17 protein-coding genes are annotated in these 19,068 nt (G+C 43.4%); 9 read left to right on the plus strand and 8 right to left on the minus strand.

Going from position 1 to position 19,068, the window contains the following annotated elements:
* The first annotated feature begins 321 nt into the window (after positions 1-321).
* From OH456_RS25115 to OH456_RS25140, 6 genes are all read left to right on the plus strand, one after another.
* Positions 322-1,062, plus strand: a complete 741-nt coding sequence (locus OH456_RS25115) for an SDR family oxidoreductase (RefSeq protein WP_006072390.1) — start codon at positions 322-324, stop codon at positions 1,060-1,062.
* Positions 1,063-1,077: 15 nt separating this feature from the next.
* Positions 1,078-2,289 carry an acetyl-CoA C-acetyltransferase gene (locus OH456_RS25120; RefSeq protein ID WP_006072393.1) on the plus strand — a complete coding sequence of 404 codons (1,212 nt, stop codon included), beginning with the start codon at positions 1,078-1,080 and terminating at the stop codon, positions 2,287-2,289.
* Positions 2,290-2,389: 100 nt separating this feature from the next.
* Positions 2,390-2,737, plus strand: coding sequence for a phasin family protein (locus tag OH456_RS25125; RefSeq protein WP_006072396.1), 348 nt, complete (start codon positions 2,390-2,392; stop codon positions 2,735-2,737).
* Between the two features lie 79 nt (positions 2,738-2,816).
* On the plus strand, positions 2,817-4,613 hold the full coding sequence (phaC, locus tag OH456_RS25130; RefSeq protein ID WP_240205860.1) for a class I poly(R)-hydroxyalkanoic acid synthase: 1,797 nt from the start codon (positions 2,817-2,819) through the stop codon (positions 4,611-4,613).
* A 139-nt stretch (positions 4,614-4,752) separates the two neighbouring features.
* Positions 4,753-5,361, plus strand: a complete 609-nt coding sequence (locus OH456_RS25135) for an FKBP-type peptidyl-prolyl cis-trans isomerase N-terminal domain-containing protein (RefSeq protein WP_006072399.1) — start codon at positions 4,753-4,755, stop codon at positions 5,359-5,361.
* A 353-nt stretch (positions 5,362-5,714) separates the two neighbouring features.
* A complete protein-coding gene (locus OH456_RS25140) occupies positions 5,715-7,016 on the plus strand; it encodes a dicarboxylate/amino acid:cation symporter (protein ID WP_063606768.1) in 1,302 nt (433 codons plus the stop codon).
* A 64-nt stretch (positions 7,017-7,080) separates the two neighbouring features.
* Here the strand turns inward: OH456_RS25140 and OH456_RS25145 are convergent, their stop codons facing one another.
* The 5 genes from OH456_RS25145 to OH456_RS25165 all read right to left on the minus strand — a co-directional run bounded on the left by OH456_RS25145 (position 7,081) and on the right by OH456_RS25165 (position 12,261).
* A complete protein-coding gene (locus OH456_RS25145; RefSeq protein ID WP_031493596.1) occupies positions 7,081-8,220 on the minus strand; it encodes an ABC transporter permease in 1,140 nt (379 codons plus the stop codon).
* The gene (locus OH456_RS25150; RefSeq protein WP_236110596.1) at positions 8,217-9,401 is read right to left on the minus strand and encodes an ABC transporter permease; all 1,185 of its coding nucleotides are present in this window, start codon (positions 9,399-9,401) and stop codon (positions 8,217-8,219) included. The genes OH456_RS25145 and OH456_RS25150 overlap by 4 nt, the downstream gene beginning before the upstream one ends.
* 9 nt (positions 9,402-9,410) lie before the next feature.
* Positions 9,411-10,385: an HlyD family secretion protein gene (locus tag OH456_RS25155; RefSeq protein WP_006072406.1), complete on the minus strand. Its 975-nt coding sequence runs from the start codon at positions 10,383-10,385 to the stop codon at positions 9,411-9,413.
* On the minus strand, positions 10,382-11,815 hold the full coding sequence (locus OH456_RS25160) for a TolC family protein (protein WP_198557785.1): 1,434 nt from the start codon (positions 11,813-11,815) through the stop codon (positions 10,382-10,384). Before OH456_RS25160 ends, OH456_RS25155 begins: the two co-directional genes overlap by 4 nt.
* 206 nt (positions 11,816-12,021) lie before the next feature.
* Entirely contained in the window at positions 12,022-12,261 is a 240-nt protein-coding gene (locus tag OH456_RS25165) for a hypothetical protein (RefSeq protein ID WP_031493599.1), read from the minus strand.
* A 398-nt stretch (positions 12,262-12,659) separates the two neighbouring features.
* On the opposite strand from OH456_RS25165, the gene OH456_RS25170 reads away from it, so the two are divergent.
* The 3 genes from OH456_RS25170 (at position 12,660) to OH456_RS25180 (ending at position 15,575) form a co-directional block, all read left to right on the plus strand.
* On the plus strand, positions 12,660-14,279 hold the full coding sequence (locus OH456_RS25170; protein WP_065311721.1) for an ATP-binding protein: 1,620 nt from the start codon (positions 12,660-12,662) through the stop codon (positions 14,277-14,279).
* Positions 14,276-14,962, plus strand: a complete 687-nt coding sequence (locus OH456_RS25175; protein ID WP_006072411.1) for a response regulator — start codon at positions 14,276-14,278, stop codon at positions 14,960-14,962. Before OH456_RS25170 ends, OH456_RS25175 begins: the two co-directional genes overlap by 4 nt.
* Before the next feature lie 133 nt (positions 14,963-15,095).
* Complete coding sequence (locus tag OH456_RS25180) at positions 15,096-15,575, plus strand: type II secretion system protein (protein ID WP_270034426.1); 480 nt, start codon at positions 15,096-15,098, stop codon at positions 15,573-15,575.
* A 54-nt stretch (positions 15,576-15,629) separates the two neighbouring features.
* Here the strand turns inward: OH456_RS25180 and OH456_RS25185 are convergent, their stop codons facing one another.
* From OH456_RS25185 to OH456_RS25195, 3 genes are all read right to left on the minus strand, one after another.
* Positions 15,630-17,156, minus strand: coding sequence for a tripartite tricarboxylate transporter permease (locus OH456_RS25185; RefSeq protein WP_031494770.1), 1,527 nt, complete (start codon positions 17,154-17,156; stop codon positions 15,630-15,632).
* A 9-nt stretch (positions 17,157-17,165) separates the two neighbouring features.
* On the minus strand, positions 17,166-17,663 hold the full coding sequence (locus OH456_RS25190) for a tripartite tricarboxylate transporter TctB family protein (RefSeq protein WP_006072416.1): 498 nt from the start codon (positions 17,661-17,663) through the stop codon (positions 17,166-17,168).
* Positions 17,664-17,877: 214 nt separating this feature from the next.
* On the minus strand, positions 17,878-18,852 hold the full coding sequence (locus OH456_RS25195; protein ID WP_006072418.1) for a tripartite tricarboxylate transporter substrate binding protein: 975 nt from the start codon (positions 18,850-18,852) through the stop codon (positions 17,878-17,880).
* Positions 18,853-19,068: the final 216 nt, after the last annotated feature.

Below are 19,068 nucleotides of genomic sequence, written 5' to 3' on the forward strand. Positions count from 1 at the left end.
AATATAAATTTAAAGTGACTGTTATTAAAAGGTTTGTTGAAAAATTGATTCGGGTTTTTTCTTCAAGGAGAACGGGTGGATAAAATGTAATTTAGTAATTTCATGATTGTGATCAGTATCTAAGTACTACTCCGTGCAACGATTAAAGGGTGGTTAAATATTAAGATTTCATTAATTTAATATCCATAAGTCAAAGCGTAACAAAAGCTCAGTAATATCAATAATAAAGTCAGTCATCATAATAAATACGCAAATTAGGACGTCAGAATTTAGTATTTTACATAAATAGCTAAATGCTAGTTGCTAGGAATGGAGTCATTAATGAAGAAGCTCGCAATAATCACCGGTTCAAAAGGCGGAATTGGTTCCGCAATATCATCTGCAATTGTCGATAAAGGATATCGTCTGATTGCTACCTATAACACAGGTAACTATTCATGCGCTAAGGAATGGTTCGACAGCAAGGGTTTCACAGAAGACCAAGTAAGGCTGTTTGAACTTGATGTTACAAATACTGAGGAGTGTAACGAAAAGCTAAATCAACTTCAGCAAGAAGAAGGGACATTTGATCTGGTCGTAAACAATGCCGGTATTACGAGGGATGGCCAGTTTAAGAAAATGAAGGCTGAAGCGTGGTTTGATGTTATCAACACTAATCTGAATAGTGTTTATAACGTGACGCAACCTCTTTTCGCGGCTATGTGTGAAAAAGGTAATGGCCGTGTCATCAATATCTCATCGGTAAATGGTCAAAAAGGGCAGTTTGGCCAAGCGAATTACGCTGCAGCAAAAGCTGGAATGATTGGCTTTACCAAAGCGCTTGCTTCAGAAGGTGCTAGATCTGGAGTTACAGCAAATGTTGTTGCACCTGGTTATACAGGCACGCCTATGGTTGAGGCCATGCGTGAAGACGTTCTCGATTCCATTAAAAGCACCATTCCACTGAAACGCCTAGCAAAACCAGAAGAAGTTGCCGCCACGGTAGCATTTTTGGCAAGTGAAGAGGCCGCTTACATCACAGGTGAAACGGTTGCCATCAATGGCGGCCTATACATGGCGTAATCAAGGGAACAGATAATGGAAAAAGTTTTTATTGTTGCAGCAAAGCGTTCAGCAATCGGTAGTTTTGGTGGCAGCTTACAGAACGTTACTGCTGGAAAACTTGCATCGGAAGTGATTGCTGGTGCGGTCGATGCCTGCGGTATAACTGTTAACGACATAGATGAAGTGATTGTCGGTAACGTTGTGAGTGCAAATCAAGGCATGGGGGTAGGGCGACAAGCTTCTATCTATGCAGGTATTCCAGCGGAAGTTCCTGCTTATACGCTAAACATGGTATGTGGTAGCGGAATGAAAACGCTCATGGACGCCGCATCACATATCAAATCAGGCGAGGCAGAAGTTGTTGTCGCTGCTGGTGTTGAGATTATGTCGCAGATCCCGTTTGCTATGCCAGCGTCGGCACGTTCAGGCCATAAAATGGGGGATATCACTGCAAAGGATCTTCTCGTTTCAGATGGACTCACCGATGTCTTTAATGCTTACCACATGGGCGTGACCGCTGAAAACATCGCTAAGGAAGTCGATATTTCTCGTGACGATCAAGATGCGTATGCCCTACAAAGTCAACAAAAAGCGGCCGCAGCCATTGAAGCAGGGAAGTTTATAGATGAAATTCAACCCGTTGAGGTGAAAATTCGACGTCAAAGCGTCGAATTTTCGACCGATGAATACCCCAAACTAGACGCGACCATGCAAGGCTTATCTAAGTTAAGGCCTGCATTTGATAGAGAAGGTACAGTGACGGCGGGTAATGCGTCGGGCATTAATGATGGTGCTAGCGCTTTGGTTGTGGCTTCCGAGTCGGCGGTTGAACGCTTAGGGTTGACACCATTATGTGAAGTCGTTAACTGCGCTCAAACTGGTATTGACCCGCAAGTAATGGGACTTGGCCCAGTTCAAGCGGTGACTAAAGTGCTTAGTAAAGCTGACTTAACCATAGAAAACGTGGATGTGTTTGAGCTTAACGAAGCGTTTGCAGCCCAAGCGTTAGGGGTTATACGCAACTTAGCATCGCAGCATGGTGTGTCTGCGGAGTCTATTTTACAAAAAGCTAATCCAAATGGTGGTGCTATTGCCCTAGGACATCCATTAGGAGCGTCTGGTAATAGAATTATTGTCACTCTTATTCATGAAATGTTACGCGAACAAAAGAATATCGGCGTTGCATCTTTATGTGTGGGTGGTGGTATGGGAACAGCAGTACTTTTGAAAAACTGCAAGTCTTAAAAAACGTAATTGTTAATAGCTCATTACAGTGTTGTCGGATTCCCAAATATTAATGGGATAGTTATATAAAATTGGAATATATTTCCTAGGAGAAATAATCATGTACACGGATATCTTTAAAGTTTTCAATGAACAGTCAGAAAAAACGTTTGAACCATATGCAAAATTCAACAAATTGATGACGAAAAATGTAGAGACTCTAACTGAACTGCAACTTAATGCCATGCGTTCGTACAGTGAGCTTGGTTTAAGCCAAATGAAAGCGGCCTCCGAAATTAAAGACGTGTCATCATTTGCTGTTTTTAATAGCCAACAACTTAATACACTGTCTCGCCTATCTCAACAAATGATGGATGACAGTAATAAGCTCCAACAAGTTGCGAAAGAATTCAAAGAAGATATTGAAGCTCTAACAACTGAAACAGTAAAAGCTAACACACCAGCTTAATGATTCAGTTTTTTTATTAGGGTTGCGGGGGCACTCGTTCCCGCAGCCTTTTTTGTTTTCCAAGAAAAGGGTTTTAACTATGTTTCAAAACTTCTTTTCGGACTACCTTGTGAAACTGCAGGAGAGCAACCAGCAATGGTGGAAAGACTTCGAGCAAGGCAAGGCAGCCGTTAATAGCCCTCTAACTAAAGCAATGCAGGAACTCAACGCAGAAGATACTGCAGCTTTTATGGATAAGGCCTCACAGCAACCCGCTGCTATGTTGGACATGCAAACTAAATGGTGGACTCAACAACTAGAGATTTGGCAGCGAGTAGCACTGCAATCAAGTAAAGAAGACGTCGTTTCTGTAGAAAAAGGCGACCGTCGATTTGAAGATGATGCATGGAAAGAAGAAGCGTTTTATAACTTCATCAAGCAGTCCTATGTTCTTTTCAGTAAGACTTATTTAGAGACCATCAACTCGGTGGAAGGTGTCGATGAGAAAATCAAAGAGCGATTGACGTTTTTCTCCCGACAAACGTTGAATGCACTCTCACCAACGAATTTCATCGCCACCAATCCTGAGCTACTTAAACTAACTGTTGAGCAAAATGGAGAAAACTTGCTTGCTGGACTTCAGCAGTTCCAAGAGGACATCGAAGCAAGTGCTGATGTGCTGAAAATTCGCATGACGAATACTGAAGCATTCCAAATAGGTGAACATGTCGCTAATACGGCTGGAGATGTTGTCTATCAGAATGAGCTATTTGAGCTGATTCAATATCGTCCAGTAACAGAAGTGGTGAACTCTACACCATTGCTTATCGTTCCGCCTTTCATCAACAAATACTACATTCTTGATCTTCGTGAGAAAAACTCGATGGTTAAATGGTTGCTGGAGCAGGGCCACAGTGTATTTATGATGTCGTGGCGAAATCCTGGCGCTTCTCAAGCTAAGGTGGAATTTGGCGACTACGTGACTAACGGTGTTGTCAAAGCAGTTTCTGCCATTGAGTCGATCACCGGTAAAGATCAGATCAATGCTGCCGGATATTGTATTGGTGGCACTGTCCTCGCTTCCACTGTGGCGTACTATGCCGCCAAACGTATGAAGAAACGGATTGTCTCAGCGTCGTTTTTCACCACGTTGCTTGATTATAGCCAGCCAGGCGAAGTAGGAGCTTATATAAACGACACCATCATCAGAGCTATTGAACTACAAAATAACGCCATAGGTTATATGGATGGTCGCTCACTCAGTGTGACATTTAGCTTGCTTCGAGAAAATAGTCTTTACTGGAACTACTATGTCGATAATTACCTTAAGGGTAACAGTCCCGTAGATTTCGACTTGTTGTACTGGAATAGTGATAGCACTAATGTAACTGCAGCTACACATAATTTTCTATTAAGACAGCTATACCTTGAAAACAAGCTGATTCAGGATAAAGGTGTGAAAATCGGCGGCGTGTGGATAGACTTAGATAAGATACGAATCCCAAGTTACTTTATTTCCACCAAAGAGGATCATATTGCACTTTGGCAAGGAACTTATCGCGGTGCGTTGAAAATGGGTGGGAACAAAACTTTCGTATTGGGCGAATCAGGGCATATTGCAGGTATCGTTAATCATCCCGCAAAAGAGAAATATGGTTTCTGGACTAATTCTACTCTAGAAGAATCCGCAGAAGAGTGGATAGGGAATGCAGAACACCATAAGGGGTCGTGGTGGCTGCACTGGAACGAGTGGCTCAAACAGTTTAGCGCGGAAGAGCAAGTTGAACCGTTTTCAACAGGAAATGAAGAATATCCTGTAGTAGGTAGTGCGCCTGGTCAATACGTGTTGCAAACTTTGCCAGTGGTCGATTCCCTGCCAGATAATGAACTGACCTAAAGTTCACATAATCATCAATGCAAAAGGACCTCTTGGTCCTTTTCTTTTTCCAGTATCAAGCCTTTTTATCCGTAACATACTTTTTTTCTGTATAAGAAGTCTTAACATTAGACCAAGAGTTAGTTGTTGAGAGGTTGGGATGGAAATAGAGACGTTAGAACAAAAAGTAAGCTATATCTACGGTCGAGAGATCGCGTTGGAGCTTGCCAAAAAATCATTTCCAAAAATGAATATCAAAATTGTCCAAGAAGCCATCATGGACACATTCATGCAAAAAGAATGGCCATTTGACCCGTCTGAAAATGAGCAATTGAAGCAACAGATGGAAGACCAGCGCAAAGAAACAGAGAAACAGCTAAAGCAGCAACAAACAGAATTTGAACAAGCTTTTTTCAAAAAGAATGGTCAGCGCCGCGAAGTAACAACCCATAGCTCTGGTATTCAGTATGAAATACTAAAAGAGGGGAATGAGCTCGCTAGTGTCTCGTCAGGAACGCAGTGTAAGGTCAGACATAAGACTTGGCTTCTAAACGGACGTCAAGTTGATAGCTCTGTACATCTGCCTGAGCCGCTAACGATTTCTTTAAATCAGGCTCCTGTCTCTTGGTTAGTCGTGCTAAAACAGATGAAGCTAGGCTCTACGTGGCGTTTATATGTCCCAGCTCACTTAGCTTATAAAGAAGATGAACACCCTAGGATTCCAGAAGAAACTGCTGTTGTTTTCGAACTGAGTCTTGTGTCTATTTGATGGCTTAGATTATTTACCTTTCATTTCAAAATACCCAGAATTATGTGCTGGGTATTTTTATTTCATTAAGATGGTATATTGAGATGCTAGTCAGGTATTAATATTTCTTATGTGAACTTTAAAAGAACATAATATTAGTTGTGGCCATTGGTGTTATATTGCATGCTGTTTTGTTGGTAAAATGTAGCATTAAGGTTTTTGTCGGCGTGCTGTGTGTAACAACATGAGTGATCCCAGTCACAGTGCAGAATCAGAAAACAAATTTGTAATTCTAATCGTCAGCGTCTAGCTGCTAATCTGCTCCGGCTTTTAGATGTCCCCATCTCTAGGCAATATAAAAATAAGGAGTAATTATGACTAATACCAAAAAACCAATGTCACTGACTACACGAGTGATTATCGGTATGGTTGCAGGTATTTTGACGGGCTTCGCGATTCGAAGCTTGTTTGCTGAGAACGGATTTGTAGACGCATACATCGTTAATGGTTTGTTCGAAGTTGGTGGCCAAATTTTCATCGCCAGCTTGAAGATGCTTGTTGTACCTTTGGTTTTTGTATCGCTAGTTTGTGGTACGAGTTCTTTGAAGGACGTAACCACTCTAGGCCGTTTAGGTGGTAAGACTGTTCTTTTTTATGTAGCGACGACAGCAGTTGCGATCACCTTAGCTCTTACCATGGGCACTGTGTTCCAACCGGGTGCAGGTGCAGACCTTACTGCCGCTAGTTCATTTGCCGCTGCTGAAGCCCCATCTTTAGGGCAGGTCATCATTGACATGTTCCCAACTAACCCTATTAGCGCAATGGCAGAAGGTAAAACACTACAGGTTATCGTGTTTGCTGTATTGTTCGGTATTGCGATTAGTGCTGCGGGCGAACCTGGAGAGCGAATCGCGGCTGTGTTCCGTGACCTTAACGAAGTGATCATGAAGTTGGTAGCCTTGTTAATGAACATCGCCCCTTATGGTGTATTCTTCTTAATGGCTAAGCTGTTTACTGGTTTAGGTTTAAGCGCCATCTTTAACCTTGCAGAGTACTTCTTCGTTCTAACGGCCACATTACTATTGCATGGCTTGGTGACGTACAGTGTCATGCTTAAGTCATTTACAGGTTTGAGTCCTGTTACCTTCTTGAAGAAGATGGAAGATGCTGTCATGTTTGCATTTTCTACCGCATCATCTAACGCAACTATTCCTGTTACCATGGAAACGGCTCAAAATCGTCTTGGCGTAGATAACAAGGTATCGTCTTTCACAATTCCACTCGGTGCTACTATCAACATGGATGGCACTGCGATCATGCAGGGCGTGGCAACTGCGTTTATTGCTCAGGCGTTTAATATTGATTTAACCATGGGTGATTACCTGACGGTAATTCTGACAGCGACCCTTGCGTCAATTGGTACTGCGGGCGTTCCTGGTGTTGGCCTTATCATGTTAGCCATGGTACTAAACCAAGTGGGTCTACCTTTAGAAGGTATTGCATTAATCATGGGTGTTGACCGCCTATTAGATATGATTCGTACCGCAGTTAACATCACAGGTGATAGCGCAGTTACTTGTATTGTAGCCAAATCGGAAGGCGCATTGAACATTGATAAGTTCAACGATCCTGCTGCCGGTGAAAGCGAAGAAAAGGTTGAACTAGTTCGAAGCTAATTCAACGAAAGAAAATAAAAGGGGCTAATGATATGTCATTAGCCCCTTTTATTTTGTCTTTCAGTTATTCAGCATTGCTGATTCTATATTTCTTGAAGCTGTATACAGCAAGACTTCCCCAAGCGAAAGCTTGAATCCAAAGTTGCGTCCATGCCCCACGTATTTGAGACCACTCGGCACCCATTTGATTTAGCTTCAAAAAGCCATTAATTGCTGCTTGCGTCGGGAAGATTGCAGCAAACCACTTGATGGGCTCTGGTAGCATTTCTGTTGGCCATATAAAGCCTGCGGAAAAGATCAGAGGCATTGAGCTTAGCAGAACAACAACAGTCACCAGTTCTCTTCGTGGTGTAATGGCGCCCAAAAATATGCCAATAAAACAAGAAGTAAGCAAAAACGGCAACATTAGAGTCAGCAATTCGATGGGGTGAGCTAGCTTACTGATACCATACATCTCGAAGCTAGCACCGAAGTAATACATACCAAGTAGGTAGTAAATAAGCGTAAGCACAATGCTGCGAACAGCCACAACAGATAATACTGATTGAGAGCGCCAATAACCTTTACCTTGACGTTGCGTGCCACCAACCAAACCTGACGCCATTGCGAGAGTTTGCTGAAGGATTAATACAAAGACGGCCGGCACAACATAGTCTACATATCCCATTCGAGGGTTAAAGGTAGGCTTGGTGTTAAGCTGAGTCGCAGCATACTGTTTGCTCGCCAGTTCCAGAGGTACGCCATCGATGAGCAATTTGGTTACTTTGGCTTTTGCTGCTAAAGTCCCGCCAGCTTGCGCTAGACCCTCAACCACGGTTCCATAAACCAAAAACAAAGCGGCATCGCCGGCGTAGGCAAGTACTGGACTTTTCCCTAACATAAGGTCTTTGTAGAAATGCTCAGGAATCACCAAAATACCGGACACTTCCCCATTTAAAAAAGCCTCTTTCGCTGCTGCAATAGTATGGTCTCGCTGTACCACTTTCACATTTGGTGTTGCGTCGACCATACGTTCCAATTGAAAGCTGGTTTGACTGAGATCTAAGTTGACTACAGAGATTGGTTGTTCTCTTGGTGTTTGCTGAGTGTAGGGAAGAGGGTATAAAAACGAATAGAAAATCACGCCACCAAATACCGTTAGTACTACTACGGGATTGGTGAGAATGGCTTTGAGTTCGAGTTTTACATGTTCTAACAGCGTCATGCTACTAACTCCTTACTCATATGTTTTTTAATTAATACAGACGTTACTACCAATGGGATGACGTAACCTAACATGGGTGTTAAGTGCGAAAGTGACTGAAGTGGAGTGACGCCGTAACTTGCCTGGCTTACCTGAACTTCAATATAATGACTGATTGGTAATAGCTCGCGCCAAAATAATGCGAGGGGATTCATGTCAGTCGCTGGAAAAGTAATTCCCATAAATGCAAAACTAGGTGCGGTAAATGCTCCAGCAAAACTCATCGCACGTGCAGCATCGCAAGTTAAGAAGAAAAACAGTGCTGCCATTATCATACAGGTGACCGTAGTAACGATCTGTGCAAAGAAGAGCACCAGCCAACTCCCTTCCATTGGCCATCCAATTAAGTCGTAAAACCACACTAAAAAGAAAGTGCCTTGCAACAAGAACCAGAGGAAATAAGGGAACAAGGTCTGTGCCAATCTTGATATGGGTTTTTCTTGCCCTAACCAAGGAGCGAGTCCGGAGATTCGATAGTTTGCACTCAACACCAGTACAGTGAACGACACAACAGCGATTTGCCAAATTGCTGGAACGATAGCACTCACTAGGAACTGAGCATAGTTAGTGCCTTTGTTGAACAACGGTGTTATCTGAGTTCTCACGTTGACTGCTTTACCCATGGCTGCAGCGCCTGTTGTGTCGCCTTTTGCTAGAGCTTTGACAACTTCAACTTGAGCATTAAAAGTGCCTTGTGCTTGTAGAGCCGCAGAATTAATCAAGCGTCCAACGAGTATATACTGACTGTTATAGAATAAGGTCACTTCTGGACGTAATGATTTCACTATCGCTTTATCAAAACCATACGGTATGGTTAAAATTGCGTAAATATCGCCCTCTATGAGGGCGTCACGAGCTTGACCAATGTCATCGTACTGATGATTGACACTCAACATCGATGTGGCATCGTAGTTTCGAATTAGCTTTTGTGATAACTGGCTCTTACTCAGATCAACCACGCCGATGGGTAAGTTGCTGGCGATTCCTTGGGAAAAGATCCAATAGATAGAAAGGCACAATAATATTGGCACCCAAGTGAGGCAGGATAATAGCCATTTGTCATGGCGTAGTATCTGCCATTGGCTATGAAACTGACTTTTCGCGAGTCTTCGTGTAGCTAATGTTGGAAAAGAGTGAGGCATAATGGCTTCCTACATTTCTACCACTAAACTCATACCCATACGAAGCGGTACATCCTTATCTACTGGACGAGCTTCAACTTCAAAAGTGCGAAGATCGAAACCTTGAGTCGCGTCAGTTGAACGCCATGTAGCAAAGTCACCCATTACAGCAACGTGGAACACTTTAAAGGTGACAGTTTCATCAAGTGCAGGTAAATAAGCATCAAATTCTTTATCTTTCTCGAACTGGCTTAAAAGATCTTCACGTACATTCAGTACGGCCCAAGTGTCTTTGGTATCAATAACCGTAACTACAGGGAAGCCTTGAGGCGCAAGTTCGCCACTGTGCAGCAATACTTGCGAAACTTCACCATCAAACCAAGAATGGATTTTAGTGTCAGCTGCATAAGCTTCCACTTCGGCTACCGCGCCTTCCGCCATTCGAGCTTTTTCTGCCGCCGCTAATTTTGTTTCAGAACGCGCCCCTTCTTTGGTCATCTGGTACATCTGAAATGCTGCGCTTTCAGTGTATTTGGCCGCTTGCCATTGAGTCATGGCTTCATCACGTTTCTGCTCAGCTACCACACCATCTTTATATAGGTTGTTAACTCGTAGATACGTTTTCTCAAGTAATGCTGCAGCGGCTTTTGCTTTGCGCCATTGGTCTTCTGCTGCTTGAATCTGTTGCTTACGTGCGCCTGTCTCCGCTTCTTTGGCAAGCGCTCCCGCAGCTTTCTGTCCGGCTACGGCTTGCTCAAGTTTGGCTTCGATTTCTGGGCTATGGATGGTGAAAATGAGTTGGCCTTCAGCTACTTCGTCACCTTTTCGCACTAATACTTCATCAATTCGACCTGGTACTTTTGATGAAATGCTATATTGCTGAGACTCGATTTGCCCTTGTAGTCGAAATGGAGGTGTTTGATAGGCATCATAAAATTTGTATCCAACCCAACCAATAATCGCAATCGTACCTAATGTCAGTAAAGTAGGTTTTACCTTGTTCATGATGCATCCTTCGTTCTTAGTTGAGCTGGGGTAATAGCGTTATATTTATACGTAGAAAAGTTGTTCATCTCGCTAGAAAGCGCGAGTAATTTATTTAATGACAGTAAGTACTGGAAGCTTGCGGCGTCTTGCTGGGTCTTGACGCTGGCAAGATAGAGCTCAGCATCGACCACGTCTAGAGAGCGGCCTAATCCTTGAGAAAAGGCTTTTTGGCGTAGCTTGAGGTTCTCTTCTGCAAGTTGAATACTGGTATTCAACCCTTGCACTTCATCGAGTGCTTGCTGCGCTTCTAAGTAAGTTTTTTCAACTAAGACACTTAAGTCTTGTTTCGCTTGTTTCTTTAAAAATTGTACTTGAGATACCGCACTGTTAGCCGCTTTCATTTGCTCACTGCGACCTGTGTTCTCAAGAAGTGGGACACTTACGCCAATACCAACTAGCCAATCTGGCTTCATCTGTCCGGCCAATGAATCGCCGTGATACAGACTATAGTCACCATAGGCGTATACTTCTGGGAAATATTTACCTTTCTCAGCCTTCATCAAGCTACTTGCTTGTTTCTCTTTCGCATCAAGAATGGAAAGGCCAGGGTAGGTGTTGAGGGTTTGATCAACGAAAGCATCCAGAGGTGGTAGGTTTTCGTTGATAAAGAGTTGGTCACGAGGTTCAACGGTTTCAGATTGCCCCAAAACTTGGGTAAGCGCAGCTTCTGCGATATCTAGGCCGTGTTGTGCTTTTTTGCGCTCCACCACCGCTTTGGCTAATGAAGCTTCAGCTTGAAGGCGCTCAACTCGAGCAATTTGTCCTTGTTCTTCAAGTTTAATTGCGAAGTCTCGGTGCTTGGTTAGCCCTTTTTCTGCCGCCATTCTGGTTTCGACGACATTGCGCGCGAGCACCACACTAAAATAGTACTTACTTAGATCTTCGTATCGAGCTTGAACTTCCATTGCAAGCTGGCTTTGAGCCTCTTCTTTTTTACCCTCGGCGGCGGTTTGCGCTGCGGTGATTCTACCACCCGTAAAAATCGGCCAAACTGCTCGGATTGAAGAGGTGAAAATGTCTTGGTTTTCAATGGTGGAAGTAATGCCCCCTAGAGCACTTGCAACTTGTCCTAAGACCGGTCCTAATGCTCCGGCGGGTAGGTTAGGGACTCCACTAAGGCTATCCGCAAATTGCGAGCCACTAATTGTTACATCTTGATCCAATCGAGTGTAGTTAGCGCCAACCGTGACCTTAGGTAGGTTTAAACTACCGCTTGCGTCTTGTAAGTGCCCGTATCGTTCTACGTTGGCTCGTTGTGCGGCTAGAGAATTATTGTTTTGTTGAAGCAATTGCCAGGCTTCATCAAAGGAGACTTCGGCAGAGTAGCCACCGAAAGAAAGCGTTCCTAGCAATGCGCCCACAACCAGCGGTAGGGACCTTATCTTCATGTATGCTCCAAAACAGATGATGTTAATAAATTGATTAGAGTATATGCTCTAATAAAATGGTGTGCAATAACCTAACTATAGATGTTTTTTTGATCTCTATGTGGTTAAGTGTCTGTTATTTAGAAGCTAAACGATATATTTTGGTCACTGATACTAAAAAAGCAACTTCACATTACGTGCCGTTGCTTTTTTGAAATCAAACGACTTTAATCATTTGATGGACAAACGTAGCCAGCTCTCCACATTAGGTCTTTTGCTTGAAGCAGTTCTTTTAAGACTTCACTGCCCGACATTTGTGGTGAAGCGAACGATACCAAAACCTCGTGTTCTAGTTCCGATGCTTGTGAGTTTGTCGCTTGATATGCTCTGACGTGAGTAAATGTAGCGCGTCGATTTTTCGACAGAAGCGCCCGATTAAGGCAAATTCCAAAACAGTCCCGTTCCATAACGACGTTCCTTCTTACGTTGTATTTTGCGCTCTGCACAAGGGTTACTGCGTTTTCGTTTATTATTTTCTAGTTATAAGTGACCTTGAAAGTTACGTTTGAGTCGACAAATAGCAAGTAGACTCAGGTACTTTTTAGATAACAATTTTACTATACGGAATAACGGCTGAATTGTTCTAAAAATAAGCTAAAAGTGATGTGATCATAATCAGATATTCGGTTGCATATGCATGTAACTGACATGAATATTTACACTCTAATTGTAGGAATCAAAGAGCACTTTTGTCGTCTATTTGACTGATTCTACGTAAATTAATTATGTGCTTCACAGTTCGATACCCAATTGAGTGCTCGTATGTTACAACGCTGTTACAGTATGGGTGTTAGGGAGAGTTATCATGAAATGGAACCAGATAAGTTTTCGACACCGAATGCTCATAATTATGACGGTTTCGGGGTTGTTGCAGTTGCTTGTCTTATCATTAGCTGGATTTAGCTACATCAAGCAGTCCCAAGAGCAGGAAATGGGGCTAAAAGCCAAAGGCGTCGCAACATTCTTAGCGCAGTCTAGTGCTGTTATCAATATGATTGAACAGAACACGTCTGCCCGAATGCAAAACCGATTTCGTGGACTTACTGAGATGATTGGGGCAGCCTTCATTGTTATTGGTGACGAGAAAGGCATTCGTTTAGTCCATCCAATTGATGAGCGAATTGGGTTACCAATGAAAGGGGGTGATAATGATCAAGCTCTGATTCATGGTCAAACCTACGTATCGTTTGCAGAAGGATCTCTTGGAAAGTCAGTTCGAGGCAAAGCGGCGGTATTTGATAAAGATGGCAATATCATAGGTGTTGTTTCCGTCGGCTACTTATTGGATAGACTCCAAGACCGTATTGAGCCCTATTTAGCTTTCCTCCTTGGAATGGCAATACTGGTGCTCATTGTGAACGCGATTGTTTCTTACTTTATCTCACGTCGTTTTCAAAAAGCACTATTGGGTTTTGAACCAGAAGAGATCGGTCGTCTTTATGGCGAGTTGGACGTCACTATGAGCACCATTAAGGAAGGTGTTATCAGCATTGACTCCGACGGGGTATTACGCTCGATTAATACCAGTGCGTGTGAGATCTTAGGGTTAACTAAATCGGGTGTTATGAACAAACCGTTGTACCAGGTATTACCGAACTCCGACCTGCAAAGTTTGATCGAAAGCCAAGAGTCAGATAATGATATTGAGCTGTATCTCAATCAACAACGTATCGTTGCCAATCGCAGTCCCATTGTTGTTGATGGCAAAGTCGTTGGTGCGGTGTCGAGTTTTCGTTTGCGCGATGAAATCTCGGAATTGACTGAACAGCTATCGCAAACCAAAGCTTATGCCGAGCTGTTACGTTCGCAGACTCATGAACATCGAAACAAGTTGAACACTATAAGTGGATTGGTACAAATGAGGGAATTGGATGCGGTGCAGCATCTCATTGGGCAAGAAACTGAGCACTATCAGAGCTTAATTGAGTTCCTTCGAGAAACCGTTAAAGACCCGTTGATCGCCGGTATGCTTCTTGGAAAAACAGAGCGCGCACGTGAGCTGGGATTAGGATTAAAAGTAGAAGATGAGTCGCGACTTGAACCATTGCCAAAAGAGATAAATGCTGATGACTTAGTGACCATTTTGGGTAATTTAATTGATAACGCGTTTGAAGCAACATTATCGGCTATTGCGCACTCTCCTCATGAGCGGTTAGAACGGTCAGACGTTGAAGTGTCGGTGAGTGACTTTGGTAATGAAATCATTTTAGAAGTCATTGATAAGGGGTGTGGCTTACCCAAGCATCTCGATGTGAAATCGCTAACGCAACGCGGAGTGTCGAGTAAATCAGTCACTAATCGTGGTGTGGGATTGTTTTTAGTCAAACAATTGACTGAAAGATACCAAGGACAGTTGGAAATAGTAGAAAACAAGGATATCGGCGCACGTGTGACGGTATATATTCCTAAGGATGGATTAGCATGAGTGACTTAACACGAGTCATGATAATAGAAGACGATTTAAAAATCGCAGAACTGCATCGTCGATACCTAGAGCAAATTGGTGGTTTTGAAGTAGTTGGAATGGCGACATCAAAAGCCGAAGCTGAAATACAGCTTGAAATATTAGAACCCGAACTAGTGATGCTCGATGTTTATTTGCCTGATGGTACAGGCATAGAAATATTGGCTTGGCTACGGAGTTTGAATCAAGAGTGTGATGTTATTTTGATTACTGCTGCACGCGATGTTGAAACTCTGCAACAGGCGATGCGTGGCGGTGTGATTGATTATTTATTAAAGCCTGTTATGTTTCCTCGGCTGGAGGCGGCATTGAAAAAGTACCAGAAACGTACTGAGCAACTGCATCATGTGGAAGGTTTGGATCAATCGTTAGTAGACGAAATGATGCAAACTAGTAGCGCAGAGAAAAATGTTGAGCTTCGACTACCCAAGGGGATTGATGGCGTGACTCTTGAGAAAATTCGTGCATTGTTTAAAGAAGATAAGCCATTTACCGCCGATGAAGCGGGGGAAATGATTGGCGCGAGCAGAACAACAGCAAGGCGATACTTGGAGTTTCTTATTAGTAATGGCGAGTTGGAAGCTGACGTGAATTACGGCACCGTCGGACGCCCAGAGCGCTGTTATCGTAAAGTTATACGTTAATCATCTCTTAATCTGATTTTCAAAGGATTTCTAAAGCCCTTTTGTTGTTTTACAAAAGGGCTTTTTTCGTACTATTCGGCCGAATCGTGATCTTGATTCAATAAACTCGGCCCAATAGAAAGGAAAAATCCTCATGAAACGTAACGGCTTTACGCTTATCGAACTTGTTGTAGTTATCGTTATTCTTGGCATTTTAGCGGTCAGTGCCGCACCAAGGTTCTTAAATCTTACCAGTGATGCCCGAGTAAGCGTGCTGAAAGGCGCTCAAGCTGCGGTTAAAGGTATGGACTCATTGGTTTATAGCAAGGCCGTAATCAATGGCGTTGAACGCAATGGAGATAAAGCCGTCAAAATTGATGGTAAAAGAGTAAACTTAATCAATGGCCATTTGAAACTGGATACTAAAAACAACGTCGCTCAATTTCTTGATACAGACATGAATTTTCATGTCAAACAGAATGGTGCTAGTGACGGTGGTGAGTTGGTCATCTATGGTGGTAAAGAAATACGCAATGTTGAAGCTGTGAAAGAGGGCGGCTGCTTTCTTCTTGTTACTCAACCAGACTCTGAAAAAGGCGAGTACCGTTACACGATTATCGACCAGAATTGTTAATTAAATAAGAGCCACTCAATAGAGTGGCTCTGTAAGTATCAATTCATATTGAACCTAAGATTCAACTTTCTTGGGTTGATAAAACCATTTTTTAACCAACGTAAGCAACGCGGGTCCGACAAGTACTAGTACAGCCAATACAGTAAACGTCAATGTGATAGGGCGCTCCCACAAGAAGCTTAGCTCACCATCACTGATCATCAGTGCTCGTCTTAAGTTCTCCTCCATTAATCCGCCAAGAATAAAACCAAGCAGTAACGGAGCTAATGGGAAGTTGGCTAGTCTTAGTGCGATTGCTGCCATTGCTACGAGCAGCATGATAAACACGTCCATGGTATTGAACGAGACCAAATACACCCCAGTAATAGAGAAGAATAGGATCATCGGCAACAATACCGTTCTTGGTACCGCTAGTAGCTTAGAAATATAAGGAATCAACGGTAGGTTTAAGATAACTAGAACGATGTTACCGAAGTACATAGAGATGATGACTGACCAAAACACGTCTGGGTGTTCAACGAATAGTCGAGGACCCGGTTGAATACCATAGGCGATCAGTGCACCTAACATAATTGCAGTTGTACCGGAGCCTGGGATACCGAGCGTCAATAGCGGAACAAACGAACCACTTGATGCTGCATTGTTAGCTGACTCTGGTGCAACCAAGCCACGAATGCTTCCTTTGCCAAATTCTTCTTTTTTGTCTTTAGGCGCAAGGTTACGTTCCATACCATAAGAAAGGAAAGCGGCAATGGTTGCGCCTGCGCCAGGAAGGACACCGGTAAAGAAGCCCAAGATAGAAGAACGAATAGAGACAGGTGCCACTTCTTTTACTTCTTCTTTAGTGATCTTCATGCTTCCTATATCGCTCATCTTGCGCTGTTCGTCTTGGCGTGTATCTTTTTCTGGCTTAAGTATACCCATCAAGGTTTCACCTAAAGCAAAGGTTGCCATCGCAAGTAATAGGAAACTAAATCCGTCCATTAAGTCAGTTAAGCCAAAGGTAAAACGCTCGACACCCACACCTTTATCGATACCGACTGTTGATAGCATGAGTCCCAGCACAACCATCATCCACGCTTTAATAACCTGACCTTTGCCAGCGAATGCCGCAACCGCAGATAAACCAAGTAGCATCAGCGCAAAGTAGTCCGAAGACTGGAAACTCAATGAAACTTTGGCAAGGGCGGGGGCTGCGAACAGCAACATGATGGCAGAAAGTGTACCGCCGGTAAAAGAAGAGTAGGCTGCGAGAGCTAACGCTTTACCTGCTTGGCCTTTCTGTGCCATTGGGTAACCATCAAATGCGGTAACAACAGTTGATGAACAGCCCGGAGCATTAATAAGAATGGATGAGGTTGAACCTCCGAATACCGCGCCGTAGTAAACACCGGCCATCAGGATTAGGCCAGAAGAGGGATCCAGTCCGTAAGTAATAGGGATCATCAACGCGATTGCTGAAATAGGGCCCAGACCCGGAAGCATCCCGATAAAAGTACCGACAAAACAACCGACAATCACCATCATGATGTTCATCGGCATAACTGCCGTTGATAATCCTTGTAAAATTCCGTCTAACATAATGGTGTCCTACCAAAGAGTGAAGATGAGTCCAGGCTCTAGATAAATATCTAGTCCTTGCGTAAGCATGAGATAAAAAGCGATGACAAAAGGAAAAGAAGCACCAAGTAAAATGCTCTTACGACGTTCACCAAGTAAATAGAACCCAATCATTAAGAAGAAACCAGTAGCGAGGACAAATCCTAGATAGGTTAGTCCCAAGCCATATGCGGCCATTAACACCAAAAATCCAATCAGTAGTTTCCAATTGAAATCAGTGACGGCGCCGCTTTTTTCATTAGGTTGTCCGGTGACAAGAAGAATTACCGACAGCACAATACCAACAACGGTTAATATGCTTGGTAACGTTCTCGCGGTGAACGGTTCGTACTCATCCCCAGGAAACATTGGGATTAGCGATGTCTGGTATCCATAGCATAAGCAAAGGATCATAAATATCATCGCACCTACACGATCACGAGAAAGTAGATTTTCTTTCGTGAACAGCTTAGAGGTGAAATCTGACATAACTCACTCCAGGTAAAGAAAAGAGAAAAGGCCGTATACAAGGGATCGATGAGCGTCGACCAAGTGGGTAAGAGAACTCAGGACACAGTCTTTTTACCCAATAAACAAAGGAGTACTGCTAGAGCAATTACAAACTGAAGGATTCGTAGCTGCGTCTCATATACGGCAAAATATTGGCAAGAGGAGGGAACAGCAAATCCCTCCTTAGTGTTGCTTACTGTTTCAAGAAACCAAGTTCAGTCATGAGCGCGCCCATCTGCTTTTCTTGGTCTTCAAGGAATTGGTAAAACTCTTGATCAGGTTTGTAGTTGTCAATCCAACCATTGCGGTCACGAACTACTGCCCATTCATCAGTGGAGTACATTTTCGACAACGCTTCTGTCCACTCTTTGACTTTCTCTTCACTCGCCCCTGGAGCTGCGAAGAAACCACGCCAGTTAGCAAAGACAGTTTCGTTTCCATACTCGGTTAGTGTTGGAATATTCGGCGCTGCTTCGAGACGCTTCGGTGCAGTAACAGCAAGTACTTTGACTTGACCTGACTTCGACATTTCTAGCACTTCACCAAGACCTGTTGACAGAAGCTGGGTTTCGCCCGATAGAAGAGCGGCCATCGCTTTACCACCTGCATCGTAGGCAATGTAGCGTACCTTTTTCGCATCAAAGCCTTCGCCTTTAAATGCTGCCGCAACGACTAGGTGGTCCATGCTTCCTCGAGCTGAGCCTCCTGCAATTTTGACTTTACGAGGGTTCTCTTTGAAGTCAGCAACTACGTCTTCCCATGTGTTGTATGGAGAATCTGCTGGAGCAACAATAGCGCCATAGTCAGCAATCGTTGCTGCAACAGGTGTAAGGTCTCTAAATGATTGTGGGAAAACACCAGTCAATGAACGCACAACGATAGGAGTAGAGTTAACCATTAAGGTGTCTTCTTGGCGCTGCGCGGTTTCGATTAGGTGTGCAATTGCTTTACCACCGCCACCACCTGACAGGTTTTGAAAAGAAACATTGTCGACAATATCTGCTTTTACCAAGACATCACCTGTTCCGCGTGCTGTCATATCCCAACCGCCGCCAGCACCCCCAGGAATTAAGAAATGAATCTTCTCTAGATCTGCAGCATAACTACCAAAAGAAAGAGTAGTTGCCACAATCGATGCCGCTAGGGTCGGTTTTAGTGCCTTAAACATGTTCACGTTCCTTATGTTGACTTTATTGTCTGCCAGCAGAGGGATGCTGACTTGACCTCTATGGGTTAGCTAAAGGTTACGTACTTGTTACAAATGCATCAATAAAGTGCAGATATTGAGGATAAAGAACATAGGGTGAATTTTGTTCATAAAGTTCACACGTTGGTTTTTAAGTTAGACGTTAGTCTACATTGTCGACAATCCTGTTGATCTGAT

Origin of the sequence: Vibrio sp. La 4.2.2 (genome assembly GCF_027586995.1) — a bacterium.
GTDB lineage: Bacteria > Pseudomonadota > Gammaproteobacteria > Enterobacterales > Vibrionaceae > Vibrio > Vibrio mediterranei.